13 protein-coding genes are annotated in these 15,562 nt (G+C 73.1%); 7 read left to right on the forward strand and 6 right to left on the reverse strand.

Features of this window, described 5'->3' with window-relative positions; all coding sequences use genetic code 11:
- Positions 1-18 precede the first annotated feature (18 nt).
- Positions 19-897, reverse strand: coding sequence for a type II CAAX endopeptidase family protein (locus O7623_RS02010; RefSeq protein ID WP_282226857.1), 879 nt, complete (start codon positions 895-897; stop codon positions 19-21).
- A gap of 93 nt (positions 898-990) precedes the next feature.
- Here O7623_RS02010 and O7623_RS02015 point away from each other — a divergent pair, with 93 nt between their 5' ends.
- Genes O7623_RS02015 through O7623_RS02025 form a run of 3 tightly spaced genes read left to right on the forward strand, consistent with a single transcriptional unit; the run spans position 991 to position 3,370 of the window.
- On the forward strand, positions 991-1,551 hold the full coding sequence (locus O7623_RS02015; protein ID WP_282226858.1) for a thioredoxin family protein: 561 nt from the start codon (positions 991-993) through the stop codon (positions 1,549-1,551).
- 52 nt (positions 1,552-1,603) lie between these two features.
- Positions 1,604-2,335 carry a hypothetical protein gene (locus tag O7623_RS02020; RefSeq protein ID WP_282226859.1) on the forward strand — a complete coding sequence of 244 codons (732 nt, stop codon included), beginning with the start codon at positions 1,604-1,606 and terminating at the stop codon, positions 2,333-2,335.
- Positions 2,336-2,350: 15 nt separating this feature from the next.
- Entirely contained in the window at positions 2,351-3,370 is a 1,020-nt protein-coding gene (locus tag O7623_RS02025) for an FAD-dependent oxidoreductase (protein ID WP_282226860.1), read from the forward strand.
- A gap of 37 nt (positions 3,371-3,407) precedes the next feature.
- On the opposite strand, the gene O7623_RS02030 is transcribed toward O7623_RS02025, so the two are convergent.
- A complete protein-coding gene (locus tag O7623_RS02030; protein ID WP_282226861.1) occupies positions 3,408-3,701 on the reverse strand; it encodes a hypothetical protein in 294 nt (97 codons plus the stop codon).
- A gap of 57 nt (positions 3,702-3,758) precedes the next feature.
- Positions 3,759-4,181, reverse strand: coding sequence for a hypothetical protein (locus O7623_RS02035; RefSeq protein WP_282226862.1), 423 nt, complete (start codon positions 4,179-4,181; stop codon positions 3,759-3,761).
- Between the two features lie 439 nt (positions 4,182-4,620).
- Between O7623_RS02035 and wrbA the strand changes: the two genes are divergently transcribed.
- Positions 4,621-5,241: an NAD(P)H:quinone oxidoreductase gene (wrbA, locus tag O7623_RS02040; RefSeq protein ID WP_282226863.1), complete on the forward strand. Its 621-nt coding sequence runs from the start codon at positions 4,621-4,623 to the stop codon at positions 5,239-5,241.
- 22 nt (positions 5,242-5,263) lie between these two features.
- Here wrbA and O7623_RS02045 read toward each other — a convergent pair whose 3' ends face one another.
- Positions 5,264-7,312 (reverse strand): anthranilate synthase family protein, encoded by a 2,049-nt coding sequence (locus O7623_RS02045; protein WP_282226864.1) that lies wholly within the window; start codon positions 7,310-7,312, stop codon positions 5,264-5,266.
- Between the two features lie 204 nt (positions 7,313-7,516).
- On the opposite strand from O7623_RS02045, the gene O7623_RS02050 reads away from it, so the two are divergent.
- The 3 genes from O7623_RS02050 (at position 7,517) to O7623_RS02060 (ending at position 12,160) form a co-directional block, all read left to right on the forward strand.
- Positions 7,517-8,932: an FGGY family carbohydrate kinase gene (locus tag O7623_RS02050; protein ID WP_282226865.1), complete on the forward strand. Its 1,416-nt coding sequence runs from the start codon at positions 7,517-7,519 to the stop codon at positions 8,930-8,932.
- Positions 8,933-9,032: 100 nt separating this feature from the next.
- The gene (locus O7623_RS02055) at positions 9,033-11,741 is read left to right on the forward strand and encodes a nitrate- and nitrite sensing domain-containing protein (RefSeq protein WP_282226866.1); all 2,709 of its coding nucleotides are present in this window, start codon (positions 9,033-9,035) and stop codon (positions 11,739-11,741) included.
- Positions 11,742-11,746: 5 nt separating this feature from the next.
- The gene (locus tag O7623_RS02060) at positions 11,747-12,160 is read left to right on the forward strand and encodes a roadblock/LC7 domain-containing protein (RefSeq protein WP_348775148.1); all 414 of its coding nucleotides are present in this window, start codon (positions 11,747-11,749) and stop codon (positions 12,158-12,160) included.
- A gap of 67 nt (positions 12,161-12,227) precedes the next feature.
- On the opposite strand, the gene O7623_RS02065 is transcribed toward O7623_RS02060, so the two are convergent.
- Both O7623_RS02065 and O7623_RS02070 read right to left on the reverse strand, forming a co-directional pair.
- Complete coding sequence (locus O7623_RS02065) at positions 12,228-13,790, reverse strand: serine/threonine-protein kinase (RefSeq protein WP_282226868.1); 1,563 nt, start codon at positions 13,788-13,790, stop codon at positions 12,228-12,230.
- Positions 13,791-13,979: 189 nt separating this feature from the next.
- Positions 13,980-15,407: a GH1 family beta-glucosidase gene (locus O7623_RS02070; RefSeq protein WP_282226869.1), complete on the reverse strand. Its 1,428-nt coding sequence runs from the start codon at positions 15,405-15,407 to the stop codon at positions 13,980-13,982.
- Positions 15,408-15,562 lie beyond the last annotated feature (155 nt).

Here is a 15,562-nt window from a genome sequence, read left to right on the forward strand (position 1 = left end):
CCCGGCGGGGGCGGCAGGTCAGCCGATGAGGACCGGGAGCAGAGTGAGCGAATTGACCGCGCCGTGCACCGCGACGATCGCCCAGACGGCGCGGTACCGCGACCACAGGTAGCCGAGGAACAGGCCGAGGCCGCCGTTGAACATCAGCACCACGGCGACCGTGTCGCCCGGCGGCCCGTCGCCGAGTCGGTGGGTGTGCATCGCCGCGTACAGCAGCGCGGTCGCGGTGATCGCCGGCCAGCGGCCGGACAGCGCCTCCCACCGGGTCTGCAACAGGAGCCGGTAGAAGACCTCCTCCAGCACGCTCGCGGTGAGGAAGGTCAGCAGCATCGCCGTGACCAGTACGGCCGGGTCGTATGCGCGGTAGCCGGACAGGTCGGCCGCGCCGGCCAGTGGGCTGTAGTAGGCCAGCCACCCCCAGGCGGCGACCGCTGGCACCGGGCCCAGCCAGTACCAGCGTGTCGGCACGGCCCGCCGGTGCTCCCGGCCGCCCGGCGGCGGTGCCGGCCAGGCCCGCAGCACCCACCAGGCCCCGCCGAGCAACATCGCGACCTTCACCGGTCCGTACCAGACACTCCCCGGACCGAGCAGCAGCGCCAGCCCGGCGAACGCCACCGCGATCGCGGCCAGGCCGAGCACCTGCCGGGCGATGGCCGCCCGGTCCTGCGCGGGCGCCGGCCGTAGGGTCGGCAGCCGCGGCGGCACCAGCCTGGTCAGCGCCATCCCGACGGCCAGCGGCAGCAGCACCGCGAGGACCGACACCGGCGAGGCCTCGGCGTCCGCCGAGGTCGTCACCTCGGTACGGCCGGTCGCCAGCAGCCACAGCGGTGCGCCGCCGATCACCGCCAGACCCAGCCCGGTCACCAGGTGGCGCGGGGTCACGGCGCGCAGCGTCATGGCACCGAGGCTAGCCAGCGGCCGCATCCGGGCGTCCCGGCCGTGTCCCGTGCGTGCCGGCCACGGCCCGGGCGCACGGGTAGGGTGGCCGGCATGGCTGTCACCTCAGAGATGGTGCCGCTGGGCACCCCGGCCCCCGACTTCGCGCTCACCGACCTCGCCGGCCAGGTGGTCCGGCGCGACGACTTCGCCGAAGCACCGGCGCTGCTCGTCGCGTTCGTCTGCAACCACTGCCCCTACGTCCAGCACATCGAGACGGTGCTGGGCACAGTGATCGCCGACTTCCCGTCGCTGGCCGTGGTCGGCATCTGCACCAACGACGCCGACGCCTATCCCGACGACGCCCCGGCGAAGCTCGCCGAGCAGGCCCAGCGGGCCGGCTGGCGGTTCCCGTACCTGGTGGACTCCACCCAGCAGGTCGGCCGCGCCTACCAGGCGGTGTGCACTCCGGACTTCTTCCTGTACGGCGCCGACCGGACCCTGGCCTACCGTGGTGCGTTCGACGACTCGACCCCGGGCAACGGCAAGCCGGTGACCGGTGCCGCGCTGCGGTACGCGATCGAGGCGGTGCTCGCCGGCGCGGCGGTGCCCGAGCCGCACCAGCCCAGCATGGGCTGCTCGATCAAGTGGCGGTCGGAGGCCGGCCACCGGTAAACCCCGGCCGGTCCCCGCGCGTCAACCGGCCATGAGCCGTCTACGTGCACCGATGATCGTCTGTCTCGTCGCCCTGGTGGCCCTCGCCGGCTGTGGCGGGGCCACCGGGCAGGAAGCCGCCGACCGGACCGGGCCCCCACCGAGCTGGTCCTGGCAGGACAGTGGACCACCACCGGACGGCTCCCGGCCGCCGGACCGACCGGGCGGACCGGAGGTGGAGTTGACCAGGGCCAGTCCGGACAGTCCGAGTGCGACGACCACCGACGTCTACCGCACCCGGTACGGCTGGGCGGTGCCGGCCGCTCCGGTCGTCGTCGGCCACGAGGTGCGGCCACCGGTGGCCCGGTGGCCGCAGCCGCCGTTGCCGTACCTGGTCGAGATCGACGCGGCGGCGCACCCGGCGGCCGTTCCGGCCTTCAGCCGGGTGACCTTCGCCTTCCGGTCCGGCTTCCCGTCGTACGAGGTCGGATACGTGCCGACGGTCGTCCTCGACGGCAGCGGTGACCCGCTCGACCTGCCAGGGAACTGCTACCTGCAGGTCCGGTTCGTCACCGCCCAGGCCCACGACGAGCAGGGGCGGATGTCGGTACGCCGGTCGCCCCGACCGGAACTCGACCTGGGTAGCCTGCGTGGGTACGGCTTCGCCGGTGACTTCGAGGGCCGGGTCACCTACGGTCTGGGTATCCAGGCCGGCGGTGACTCCGACCAGGTCCCCGCGGTACGGATCGCCGAACGCACCCGCGACGGCCTGTACGTCGTCGCCGTGGACGTCGCCCACGGCTGATCGGAAGGTGGGCAGGTGGCCGACGTGGTGGTGGTCGGTGCCGGGATCATCGGGCTGACCTGCGCGCTGCGGTTGCAGCGGCGCGGCCTGCGGGTCACCGTGGTGTACGCCGAACCGCCCGCCCGGACGGTCTCCGTGCTGGCCGCCGCCGTCTGGTACCCGACCCGCACCGACGCCGGACCGGCCGTGCTCGACCAGGCCGGCCGCACTTTCGACGTGTTCGCCGGACAGGCCCGTGACCGGGTGCCCGGTGTGACGATGCGACCCACCCGGATGCTGCTGCGCGCCGGGGTCGACGGACCGCCGTGGTGGGGCCCGGCCGTGCCGGACCTGCGGTACTGCGCCGTGGTGGCGGCGTCCGACCCGGCACCTGCGGCGCCCGGCCCGGTGGTGACGGTGCCGCCGACCAATGCTGGCCCGGTGGTCGCCGAGTGGCGCTGTACCGTGCCGGCGGTGGAGATGCGCCCGTACCTCGACTGGCTCGTCGATCGGCTCGTCGCCGGTGGGGCCGTGCTGCGGCAGCGTCGACTGGCGACGTTGGCGCAGGCGGCGCAGTTCGCACCGGTCGTGGTGAACGCGTCCGGGCTGGCCGCCGGTCTGCTCGCCGACGACCCGGCGGTGCACCCGGTACGCGGGCAGGTCGTGGTGGTCGCGAATCCGGGCGTCACCACGTCGGTACGCGACGAGGCGCACCCGGACGGGCCGACGTACGTCCACCCCCGCGCCCACGACGTGGTCCTCGGCGGCACCTTCGAGCCCGACGCGGCCGCCGCGCCGCCCGATCCGGCGACCAGCCGGGCGATCCGCCGGCGGTGTGTCGCGCTGGTCCCGCAGTTGTCCGGTGCCCCGGTGCGCGGTGAGTACGTCGGCCTGCGTCCGGCCCGTCACGGTGGTGCCCGCGTCGGCGTCGACCCCGCCCCGCCGCCCGGCGTGACCCGGCTGGTGCACTGCTACGGCCACGGCGGTGCCGGGATGACGTTGAGTTGGGGCTGCGCCGATCAGGTCGCCGCGCTCGTCACCGGTCAGGTCGACTGATCCGGCACGCGGTCGGTCCGTCCGACCCCGCCTGCGGTCAGGTCGGTTGACCCTGCACGATCGCGGCGGCGAGCCGGCAGAACTGCGCCATGTCCGGCTGGAAGCTGGCGGCGATGTCCGGATGCAGGGCGGCGCGGGTCTCCTCCAGCAGCGAACGGCACACCTGCTGCTCCGGCTCACCGGCGTACCGTTCCCGGACCCGCTCGGAGGCCAGCCGGACCGCCGAGGTCAACTGCTTCTCCAACGGATCGTGCAGGTGCCGGGTGGGTGCCGGCAGGCTGGCGGGATCCAGCTTCACCTGCGGCTGGGGTACGACCTGCGACTCGGACATGGCGCTCCCTTCCGGCGCTGCGGTACCCGCGACGCACCGGCCGGCAAACCTGCCCCGCTAGTCGAGCGCGGCCACCTTCACCTGGTACGACGGTTCGTCGGCCGGCTCCTCCCGGTAGTTGATCTGCTGGATCTGCCGGTCGTCGACGAACAGCGCCACGTCGACGAGCACCCCGAGGTGGGCGACCGAGCCGGGCGGCACCCGGTGCTTGTCCTGCAGCACGTCGCCGATGCCGCAGAGGAAGTTCGTCGCGTCACCGAGGTGCTGCTCCGGTGGCCGTCGTACCACGACTTCGAGCGCGACCGGCGCGGTCAGCGGGGTCCAGCCGGTGCGCTGGGCGGCGTCGCACGCGGCGGTGAGCAGTGTCCGCACCCGGGTGGCCTGCCGGCTGCCGGCGGTGAAGATCGACAGAGCGGGGCTGCGCAGCGGTGGCAGGCCGGGGACCTCGAACGTCAACACGGGCGCCGCGGGGTCGCGCATGGCGTACCTCCTTGATGGACTGACAGTGCGGTCCACGCCGGTCCGGCGGACAGCCGCCGGACCGGCGCGGGTCGACGTCGCCGGCGACCAGGCTGTAACGAAAACTACCCACTTCGTTAACGCCTCGCCCAGGGTCCGTTCGTTCACAATCCCGGATCCAGAGTGGTGAGCGGCGGTAGTGGACGTTCGACCGCGTCCGGGCACCGCTGCCGACCGACCGACGTCAGCCGCCCGCTGTCGTCAGCGCAACCGCCGTGGTGATCGCAGATGGTCGCCGTAGCTCCGCAGGCTGTCGAGCAGCGACCAGACGGTCCGAACAGTTCACTTGAATTCGGTCCGTCACAGTCCGGGTAGCCGGGCGGGGTCCGAGGTTTGCCACCGCGGCAAACGGGTACCGCGGTAATCGGGCAGCCCCGAGCCGAACCCGAAGGAGTGACCCATGGAGGATCCGATCAAGCTGTCGGTGATCTACTACAGCGCGACCGGTACGACGTACAAGATGGCCCTGACGGCGGTCGAGGCCGCGGAGAAGGCCGGCGCCCAGGTACGCCTGCGCAAGGTACGCGAACTGGCCCCGGAGGAGGCGGTCCGGTCCAACTCCGGGTGGCACGCCCACCGGATGGAGACCGAGGACGTCATGGAGGCCGAGATCGACGACCTGGCCTGGTCGGACGCGGTCATCTTCGGCACCCCCACCCGGTACGGCGTGATGGCCGCCCAGCTCAAGCAGTTCATCGACGGCAGCGGACCGCTGTGGGCCAAGGGCGCGCTGGTCAACAAGGTGTTCTCCGGGTTCTGCTCGACCGCGACCGCACACGGCGGACAGGAGGCCACCCTGCTGTCGCTGTACACGGTCGTCTACCACTGGGGCGGGATCGTGGTCACCCCCGGCTACGTCGAGCCGAGCCAGTTCGTCGGCGGCAACCCGTACGGGGGCTCCCACACCAGCAACAACGGCGAGGTCCCGCCGGACGAGGCGGCGTTGACCGCGACCGCGCTGACCGCCCGTCGGGTGGTCGAGATCGCCACCGCGGTCAAGCGGGGCCTGGCCGCGACCTGACCCCGCCCGACCGCTGCACCGCCTACCTCGCGGACAGCCCCGTGGGGAGCAGCGCCACGAGCAGGTCCCGCAGGATCGCCACGCCGTCCGGGCTGAGCACCGACTCCGGATGGAACTGGACGCCGGCGAACGCCGGCCCGACCAGCGCGTGCACGGCACCGTCGGTGGCGTCGCGGCACAACCGCACCGGGCCGTGCCCGGTGACCAGCCGATCGGTCGGCGCCGTCGCCGTGTAGCTGGAGTAGAAACCGACCCGCCGACCCACGCCGAAGAAGTCGATCTCACGCTGCAGACCCTGGTACGGCGAACGCCGGCGGGTCACCGCCAGGCCGAGCCGGTCGGCCAGCACCTGATGCCCCAGGCAGACGCCGAGCAGTGGCTGCCGGCGATCCAGCGCGGCGTCGACGACGTCGCGCAGCACCGCCATCCGGCGTGCCGCCGGATCCCGCGGATCCCCCGGGCCGGGACCGGCCACCAGCACCTGCGCCGCGACCAGTTCAGCGGCGTCCACTGTCTCCCAGGACGCCACCCGGACCCGCAGGCCCAACGCGCGCAGCAGGTGGGCGAGCATCCCGGTGAAGCTGTCCTCGGCGTCGACCACGAGCACGTCCCGGTCGCGCAGCCGGGGATCGACCAGCGCCCCCGGGGCACGCTGATCGAGCCAGAAACCGGCCAGCCGCGCGTTGCGGGCGGCCAGCGCGCGCACCACGTCGGGGTGTTCCGGCCGGTCGAGCGTGGCGACCACCCCGGTGGCCGGAGCGGCACCGGCGCCGTCGGCGGCGTCCCCCCGAACGGGCACCTCGGCCGCGTACCCGCTTCTCGCCTGGCCGGCCACCGGCGGCCCGGACCGCAGGCCGAGCGAGGCGAGTACCGCCGAGGCCTTGGCGTGGGTTTCGGCGACCTCACCGGCCGGCGTCGAGTGCCGTACCAGGGTCGCACCGACCGGCACCCGCACCTCACCGTCCATGGTGATCTCGGCCGCCCGGATCAGGATCGGCGCGTCCACCGTCTGCGCGCCGGTGTCGTCGTGGCCGAGCAGGGCCAGTACACCCGCGTAGTAGCGCCGCCCACCCGGGGTGTACCGGGCGATGACCCGGCAGGCGTTCTCGATCGGGCTGCCGGTGACCGTCGGCGCGAACATCGTCTGCCGCAGCACCTCGCGCACGTCGTGGCAGTTGCGGCCGGCGAGCAGGTACTCGGTGTGGCTCAACCGGGACATCCGTTTGAGGTACGGGCCGATGACCTGGCCGCCGTGTTCGGCCACCGTCGCCATCATCTTGAGCTCCTCGTCGAGCACCATGTATAGCTCCTCGACCTCCTTGGGATCGTCGAGGAACGCCAACAGCGTGGCGACGTCGGGCTCGCCAGACGGGTGCCGCAGCGTGCCACTGATCGGATTCATCATCGCCAGGCCGTCGCTGACGCTGACGTGCCGTTCCGGGGTGGCACCGACGAGCACCCGACCACCGGTGTACACCAGGAACGTCCAGTAGGCGCCGCGCTCGTCGCACAGCAGCCGCCGCAACGCGCTGAACCCGGCCGACAACGCGGCGGTACGGTCCCGCCCGGCCAGCGTGGCCCGGTAGGTGCGGTGCAGGACGAAGTTCGCACCGGCACCGTGGCCGATCTCGTCCCGCAGTACCCGGGCGACCAGCTCCGCGTACTCGTCGTCGTCGACGTCGAACCCGCCGCCGGTGGTCGCGACCGGTGCGTCGGGCAGGGCGGCGACGACGTCACGTACGGGCACCCGCTGACAGCTCGACACCCTGATGCACTCCATCGGCACCCCGTCGTCGACATGGGCGAAACCGCGTTCGGCGAGCTGCCGGTAGGGAACCACCGCCAGGGTCGCCGGGCCGGTCGTACCACCGGGTTCGAGTGGGATCTCCGCCAACCGGTCGACCTGGTGGGCGGTGCCGACCAGCACCTCCACGTGGTCGGCGTCGCCGCGGCGCAGCAGCGCGAAGGGGCCGGGACCGGGGTCGACACGGGTGGCGGCCGGACCAGGATCCGCGCCGGCGCCGGCGCCGGCGCCGACCGCGGCCAGCAGGCGGGACAGGTGATCGTTCATCGGGTTCCCCTCGGGTGCGGGGCCGGCCCGACGAGAACGTGGAACCGGTGGGAGATCCCGGACGGCCGCCTCGACGGGCGGCCGGATGGATGCGCGCTAGACGCGGGTCAGGGCCGCCTGATCGGCGGGCCACCAACGGCGAGTGAGCGCGAGCATGGCGAGAGCATACCGGTCGGGTGTCGCGGCTGGGTACCGTAACCGACGATGAGCATCCTCGCCCTGGACCTCGGCACCTCGTCGGTGCGTGGCCTGATCCTGGACAACGCCGCCGTACCGCAGCCGGACGCGTTGGCCCGGCGCCGGGTCGCGCTCGCGGTCGACCGGGACGGAGCCGCCACCCTCGACCCGGCCGACTACCTCGCCGCCCTCATCGACTGTCTCGACGACCTCAACGCCGCGGGCCAGCTCGACGGCGTCGAGCTGGTCGCCACGGCCGCCCAATGGCATTCGGTGCTGCCGCTGGACGTCACCGGCGCACCGATCGGTCCGCTGATGACCTGGCTCGACACCCGCCCGACCAGCCCACCCGGGTCGGTCGGGCCGGCCGACGCCGACGACTTCCACCAGCGCACCGGCGCCTGGTGGCACCGGTTCTACTGGACCGTCCGGCTGCCGTGGCTGCGCCGGCACTGGGGTGGCCGGCCGGCACGGTTCGTCGGCCTGCCCGAGTACGTACTGGCCGGTCTGCTCGGAGCCGCCCCGATGTCGGTGTCGCAGGCGTCCGGCACCGGGATGCTCGACCTGGTCACCATGACCTGGGACGACGAGGCCGCCGAGTTGGCCGCCGTACGCCCCGGAGAGCTGCCGGAGCTCGCGCCGGCGCACTGGCGCGGTCAGCTGCGCGAGGAGTTCGCCCGGCGGTGGCCGGCCCTCGCCGGTGTGCCATGGTCACCGCCGATCGGCGACGGTGCCGCCTCCAACATCGGCTCCGGCTGCCTCGACCCGACCCGGGCGGCGGTCACCGTCGGCACCTCGGCGGCGGTGCGGCTGGTCCAGCCCGCCGGGGCCGGTGTGCCGCTGCCGCCGCTGCCCGACCAGTTGTGGCGCTACCGCGTCGACCACACCCGGATCGTCACCGGCCGGGCCTACTCCGCCGGGGGCAACCTGTTCGGCTGGGCCAACCGGGAGCTGCGGCTGCCCCAGGGCGCGGAACTGGACCAGGCCCTCGATCTGATCGAACCCGGCGAAGGGGTGCCGGCGGATCCGCGCTTCGGCGGTGACCGGCCGCCCGGACTGGCCCCCGCCGGAGTCGGCGAACTACGGGGACTCGGCTTCGGCACCACGGCGGTCGACATCCTCGCCGGCCTGATGGAAGGAGTCTGCCGGCAGGTCGCCGGCGACCTCGACCAACTGGAGTCGATGGTGGATGCTCCGGTGTCGGAGGTGGTCCTCGGCGGCGGCGCGCTCGCCGCGTCCGGATGGTGGCGTCGGGCGTTCGGCGCGGTTCTCGCTCCGCGGCAGGTCAGCTACATGCCGGAACCGGAGGTAGGTGCTATCGGTGCCGCCCTCGTCGCTCTCGGTCGACATGACGGCCCAGGGCCGGCCCGGGACATCGGCCGGACGGACGATGGTGACTCGGCGAGTAAGCTACCCGCCAGTCAGCCACTGTATCCTTCGTGAGTCTTCCCGCAGGTCGCCACGTTGACAGCGCAACCTGGCCTGGTTGGATGGACTCCGCTCCTCGGCCTGGCCGGTGCCGGGGAAACTGCGAGGAGGCGTGGTGGTTGCTCCCGGTGACCCGTCCGACAACATGGTGTCCAGTCCACGCCGCCGTCCGCTCGACACCGACGGGGTGACCCCGCACCGACGACGACTGCGCCTGCGCCCCCGCGACTGGCGGATGGGGGCGAAACTCGCCGCCGTCCTCGTCGTCCCCTCGGTGGCGTTCCTCGTGGTCGCCTCGGTCCAGACCGGTTCCCTGGTGGGGCAGGCGACCGTGCTCAACGAGTTCGCCGACCAGGTCCGGGTCAGTGAGCAGGCCACCGCGTTGATCCACGAGTTGCAGCAGGAGCGGGACCGGTCAGCCGGGGAACTCGCCGCCCGCGAGGGCGGCGCGTCGTTCGACCCGCAGGCCAGCAGCGAGGCGCTGCAGGAGCACTACGACGCCGTCGACCGGCGTATCGCCGACTTCCGCGCCGTGGCCGATTCCCAGTCCGGCGGTGACGCCGCCTGGCAGGTGGCGTACAGCACGGTCCTGGAGTCGCTGTCGCAGTTGGTGCCGCTGCGGGCCTCGATCGCCAGCGGCGTGGTCGGCGCCGATACGGCCTTCGGCAACTACACCCGGGCCATCGAGGCGTTGCTGACCCTGATCGCCGAGCCGTCGCCGGGCCTGGACCGACCCGAGCTGACCCAGGCCGTGCTGCGCAACGTCCAGCTGTCCCGGGTGAAGGAGATGAGCTCGCGGATCCGGGCGCAGCTCTACGCCGCCGCCCGGGCCGGCGGGTACGGCCCGGAGGCTCTGGTCGAGTTGACCGACCTGCGGGCCCAGCAGCTGACCTTGTTGGCCGACTTTCGGATCACCGCCACGAGCAACCAGATCGCCCGCTACGAGCAGGTGACCGCTGACCCCCGGTTCGTCGCCGCCGTACAGATGGAGGAGACCACCATCGCCAGCGGCTCCGGCCCGGCGGCGGTGCTGGAGCCCAACGGGTGGTGGACCGCCAGTCAGGACCGTCACCAGCTGCTGCGGCAGATCGAGTCGACCGTGCTCGGCGACGCCATCCGGCTGGCCGACTCGCGCAGCGACCAGCAACTGCAGCGCACCCTTCTGGTCGCCGGCGCGGTACTCAGCGTACTGTTGATCGCCCTGCTGACCTCGGTGCTGATCGGCCGGTCGATCGCCCGGTCGCTGCGGGCGCTGCGCGGCCAGGCGTTGCAGGTCGCCCAGCTGGACCTGCCGGAGGCCCTCGAACGGCTGCGTACGGTGGACGCGGGGGTGCCGCAGATCGACGTCGCGCCGGCGGCGGTCCGGACCCGCGACGAGATCGGCGAGGTGGCCGAGGCGTTCGTCGCCGTGCACCGCAGCGCCGTCACCGTCGCGGTCGAGCAGGCGGTGATGCGTCGCAACGTCAACGCGATGTTCGTCAACCTGGCCCGCCGCAGCCAGGTGCTGGTGGAGCGGCAACTGGAGCTGCTCGACGAACTGGAACGCGACGAGAGCGATCCGGACCAGCTCGAGTACCTGTTCAAGCTCGACCACCTGGCGGCCCGGATGCGCCGTAACGACGAGAGCCTGCTGGTGCTCGCCGGCACCGAGGCCAGCCGGCGGTGGGGCCGACCGGTGGCGTTGTCCGCCGTCACGCTGGCGGCCGCCGCCGAGATCGAGCAGTATCCGCGGATCCGCCACGACGTCGAGGAACGGCTGCACATCGTCGGGCACGCGGTCGGCGACCTGGTCCACCTGCTCGCCGAACTGCTGGAGAACGCCACCGCCTTCTCCCCGCCGTACACCAATGTGCACGTCACCGGGCACGAGTACGCGCCCCAGGCGGTACTCATCGAGATCACCGACGAGGGCATGGGGATGTCCGCCGAGGCGATCGACCAGGCGAACGTGACGTTGGCCGAGCCGCCCGCCGCCGACGTCGCCGCCTCCGAGCGGATGGGTCTGTTCGTGGTCAGCCACCTGGCGGCCCGGCTCGGCGTACGGGTGCGACTGCGGGCCGCCGCGCGGGGACTGGTGGCCAACGTCTGGCTGCCGGCGGCGGTCCTCGCCCCACCACCGGAGCAGGACCTGCCGTACGCGGTGCCGTCGGGACGTAAGAACACCGACTATCCGACCCGGGAGATCCGTGCGGTCGGTGCGGCCGCCCGGGCTCTCCCGGACGAACCCGTCGCGGGCCGCCCGCCGGCGATCGTCGGCGCCGGATTCGGCCCGGCGTTCGCCGCGCCGGCACCCCGCCAGCCCGGTGCGGCCGAGCCGGTGACGCCGTCCGCTCCGCCGGCCGTCGCCGGGCAGCGGCTCGCGGTGGCACCCCAGCAGCGGGCGGCGTTGCCGGCCGGCCCGGCCGGTGCCCCCAGCCGGGCGACGCCAACCCGTCGGACCGGTAAGCGTCCCACCTCGGCGCGGGCCGAGGACATCCTCGCCTCGGCCGGCGGCGTAGCGGTGACCGGCACCGGCAGTGTCTGGTGGGAGCGGCAACGTGGGCCGGTCGCCCCGCTGCCGCCGACCCCTGCGCCGCCGGTGGTGCCGGTCACCGCCGGGACCAGCGACAAGGGCCTGCCGGTACGGGTGCCGATGGCCTCGCTGCCGGTCGCGGCCGAACCCGTACCGCCTGCTCCGCAGGTACCCCGAGACGAACCGGACCCGGACGCGGTGAGCAGCATGCTGTCGAGCTTCTACGGCGGCGTGCGACGGGCCGAGTCCGAGGATCCCGGTCAGATGACCCTGGCGCCGGCCGGCCGCCGTGTTGAGGAGGAACGACAGTGAGAACGCTGAGCCAGGAGGCACGCGACCTCAGTTGGTTGGTGAGCGCGTTCGCCGAACGCGTGCCGGGAGTCGCCCACGCCATCGTGGTGTCGTCCGACGGGCTGCTCGTCGCGGTCTCGGACCACCTGCCGCGGGACCACGCGGACAAGCTCGCCGCGGTCACCTCCGGCTTGATGAGCATCACCACGGGTGCCGCGCAGATGTTCGACAACGACGTGGTCAAGCAGACCGTGGTGGAGATGGGCCGTGGCTACTTCCTCATCATGAACATCCGGGACGGCTCGATCCTGGCCACCCTGGCGGCCAGCGACGCCGACATCGGCGTGGTCGGCTACGAGATGGCGCGGCTGGCCAAGCAGGCGGGGGAGATGCTGACCCCGGCGTTGCGCGCGGAGCTGCAGCAGGCCCTGCCCCGCTGAATCGGCTCGGCCAGCTGGCCCGGTGGTGTCCGCCGACTCGGTCGTCGGACCGGTGACGCGCGCCGGTTCAGTCGCCGGCCTGGGCCACCAGTGCGGCGAGCATCAGGTCCAGGCTGATCGAGACGTCGACGTCGACGGTGCCCGCCTGCCGGTGGTCGGCGAGTCGGGTCCGGAGCTGACCCACCTGGCCGCGTAGGTGCTCGGTGGTGGTGCCGTCGGCGACCACGAGCCGCAGCTGGTCGACGGCCGTACGCAGGTCGGCGGCCGCGTCGGCGCGGACCGATCCGGTCGCGGCGGCGTCGGCGACGGCCAGGTCGAACTGCTCGACGACCGACGCCGCTGCCACCAGCAGCTCGGGTGCGGCCAGCCCTGGACCGGCCGGCGTGGCCGACGTCGATGGGGTGCCCGCCGCCGACGGTGCCACCTGGCTGTCCTCGACCGGTGTCGGGGCGATCAGGAACGCGGCGGCGACGACCGTGGCCGCCATGAGCGCGGCCGCGCCCGCGCCAGCCAGGCCGACCGTGGTCAGCGAGGGCCGGTGACCGGGGCCGTCGGCGGCGCCGGCCGGCCCGAGGTCCGCGTCGACGGCAGGTGACCGGGCCGAGGCGACCCGGGACGGTCGGGTGGCGACGACCCCGGCCGGGCCGGCCACCCCGGTGGCTCGAGTCCGTTCGACCAGGGTCCGGTCACCGCGACCGGCTGCTCTGTCGACGCCCGGCCGGGGCGTCCTGTCGACGCAGCCGGGCCGGGCCGCCCTGTCGCCGGGGGCCCGCATCGGCACGTCGACCACCACACCGAGCAGGGTGTGCAACGCCGACGCGACCTCGGCGGCGCTCGGCCGGGCCGCCGGGTCGCGGCGCAGGCAGGCCAGGCAGAGGTCGGCCGCCGCCGGCGGTAGCCCAGGGGCGGCCGGCCGGACCGGGGTGGCCGCCCGCCGCAGCTGCTGCGCCGCTTCCGCCCAGCTGCGCGCCGGTGACGGCGGCGTACCGGTCAGCATCTCGTAGTACAGGACGCCGAGGGCGTACACGTCGGCGGCCGGATGTGCCGGGCCGTGGCCGAGCAGCTCCGGAGCGGCGTACGTCGGGGTGCCGAGCAGCCAGCCTGCCTCCGACGCGGGCGGGTCGTCCGGCGCCGGCGTTCCGTCGACGACGGCGGCGATGCCGAAGTCGAGGATCTTCGCCCCGGTGGGGGTCAGCATGATGTTGCCGGGTTTGACGTCGCGGTGCACCACACCGATCCGGTGGGCGGCGGCCAGCCCGCTGGCGACCTGCGCGGCGAGCCATCCGGCGGCCGGCCAGGGAAGCGGCCCGTCGGCGAGGCGTGCGGCCAGATTCTCCCCGTCCACCAGTTCGAGCACCAGGTACGGGATCACCTCGTCGCCGGCCGGACACGCTTCGCCGTAGTCGTACACCTGGGTGACGTGCGGATGGGTGATCCGGGCTGCGGCACGGGCCTCCTGCCGACAGGCCGCGCGTACCGCTGGGGCGACCGGCGGTGTCAGGGCCTTGACCGCGACCGCCCGGTCGAGCAGTTCGTCGTCGGCCCGCCAGACCTGCGACATGCCGCCCAGCCCGATCAGGTCGGCGAGCACGTACCGGCGGTCCAACCGCAGACCGGGCGCGAACACCATGACCACAGTGTGTCGCCGTGACGACGCGGTACGTGGGCGTTCTTCACGACCGGCCGCCGGGTTCCACCGGAGGGTGGACCCTGCGGAGGAGGAGGGTGGACCCTGCGGAGGAGGAGGGTGGACCCTGCGGAGACGGAGGGGGAGACCCTGGCGTAGACCGGCGGCCGGTGTCGAGCGGGCGGCCGTAGGTCAGACGGCGTGCTCGGCGATCACCCGTCGGTACCAGTGCGCGCTGCGCTTGAGGATCCGTCGTTGACTGGGATAGTCGACGTAGATCAAGCCCCAGCGCTGCTCGTACCCCTCGGCCCATTCGAAGTTGTCCATCAACGACCAGACGTGGTAGCTCTCCACCGGCACCCCGGTGCCGATCGCCCGGTGCACGGCGGCGAGATGGTCGCGCAGGAACAGGATCCGGCCCGAGTCGTCGACGGTGCCGTCGGCCCCGACACGGTCCGGGGTCGGCAGCCCGTTCTCGGTGATCGTGATCGGCACCGCGCCATAGTCGCGGTGCACCCTGGTCAACACGTCGAACATGCCGTCGGGGTAGATCTGCTGCCAGTCCGCCTCGGACGTCGTCCACCGGCCCACGGTGGTGCCGTCGGCGGTGACGTAGAACGGGGTGTAGTACTGCACCGCGAGCAGATCCACCGGCGCTGCGATGATCTGCAGATCACCGTCGCGGATGCCGCGGGCCATCCGGCTGTCCGGGCCGAGGTCGGCCAGGACGTCGGCCGGGTAACTTGCCTGGAAGATGGAGTCGAGGTAGAGCCGGTTCTCGTACCCGTCGTAGAGGCGCGCTGCGGCGGCCGCGCCGGCGCTGTCGTCGGCGGGATAGCACGGGTGCAGGTTCAGCGCCGGGCCGATCCGGCACGCCGTACGGCTGGCGCGTAGCGCCTGCACCGCCAGGCCGTGCGCGAGTTGCAGGTGATGGGCGACCAGGTAGGCGGCGTCCGGGTCGGGCAGGCCGGGCGCGTGGTGTCCGGTGAGGTACCCGTTCTGCACCACGGTCTTCGGCTCGTTGATCGTCAACCAGACCCCGACGGTGTCGCCGAGTGCCCGGAACAGGATCTCCGCGTACTCGGCGAACCGGTACGCCACGTCGCGCGACTCCCAGCCGCCGGTGTCCTGCAGGGCCTGGGGCAGGTCCCAGTGGAACAGCGTGGCCATCGGCGCGATGCCCCGGTCGAGCAGGCCGTCGACCAGCCGGCGGTAGAAGTCCACGCCGCGTTGGTTCGGTGCGCCGGTGCCGTCGGGCTGAATTCGGGGCCAGGAGATGGAGAAGCGGTAGCTGTGCAGCCCGAGATCGCGCATCAGATCGAGGTCGGCGTCGTAGCGGTGGTAGTGGTCCGCGGCAAGGTCGCCGTTGTCGTCACCCCGGATGCGGCCGGGGGTGTGGCTGAAGGTGTCCCAGATCGATTCGCCACGGCCGTCCTCCTTGGCGCCACCTTCGATCTGGTACGCCGATGTCGCCGCGCCCCACTGGAAGCCGTCCGGGAAGTGCAGACCCAGCGGTCGCTCCGGGGCGGGCCGCAGTTGCTGCGGCGGCTCGGCGGCGGCCGGACCGGCGGCGGAGCGTTCGGCCCGGCGCTGCAGGTGCCGGCGGGAAAGTGCGGCCATCGGGACTCCTCGACAGTGGTATCCCTTCCACTGCTGATGCGGCACGGGCACGGTATGCCGGACGGGGTCGCGTGAGTGGGGGATTCGGCTGACTGTGAACGGGCGAGGGGGCGGCCTCGCCGCCGGGTGCGGTGGACCGGGGCGCCGTACGGGCG

The organism is Solwaraspora sp. WMMD791, assembly GCF_029581195.1.
Classification (GTDB): domain Bacteria; phylum Actinomycetota; class Actinomycetes; order Mycobacteriales; family Micromonosporaceae; genus Micromonospora_E.

Excerpts from the sequence above, each read along its gene's own strand:
- O7623_RS02035 (WP_282226862.1), bottom strand. The coding sequence starts at position 4,181 with ATGCGCGACCCCGCGGCGCCCGTGTTGACGTTCGAGGTCCCCGGCCTG.
- O7623_RS02070 (WP_282226869.1), bottom strand. The coding sequence starts at position 15,407 with ATGGCCGCACTTTCCCGCCGGCACCTGCAGCGCCGGGCCGAACGCTCC.
- wrbA (WP_282226863.1), top strand. The coding sequence starts at position 4,621 with ATGGAGGATCCGATCAAGCTGTCGGTGATCTACTACAGCGCGACCGGT.
- O7623_RS02050 (WP_282226865.1), top strand. The coding sequence starts at position 7,517 with ATGAGCATCCTCGCCCTGGACCTCGGCACCTCGTCGGTGCGTGGCCTG.
- O7623_RS02030 (WP_282226861.1), bottom strand. The coding sequence starts at position 3,701 with ATGTCCGAGTCGCAGGTCGTACCCCAGCCGCAGGTGAAGCTGGATCCC.
- O7623_RS02010 (WP_282226857.1), bottom strand. The coding sequence starts at position 897 with ATGACGCTGCGCGCCGTGACCCCGCGCCACCTGGTGACCGGGCTGGGT.
- O7623_RS02020 (WP_282226859.1), top strand. The coding sequence starts at position 1,604 with ATGATCGTCTGTCTCGTCGCCCTGGTGGCCCTCGCCGGCTGTGGCGGG.
- O7623_RS02065 (WP_282226868.1), bottom strand. The coding sequence starts at position 13,790 with ATGGTGTTCGCGCCCGGTCTGCGGTTGGACCGCCGGTACGTGCTCGCC.
- O7623_RS02015 (WP_282226858.1), top strand. The coding sequence starts at position 991 with ATGGCTGTCACCTCAGAGATGGTGCCGCTGGGCACCCCGGCCCCCGAC.
- O7623_RS02045 (WP_282226864.1), bottom strand. The coding sequence starts at position 7,312 with ATGAACGATCACCTGTCCCGCCTGCTGGCCGCGGTCGGCGCCGGCGCC.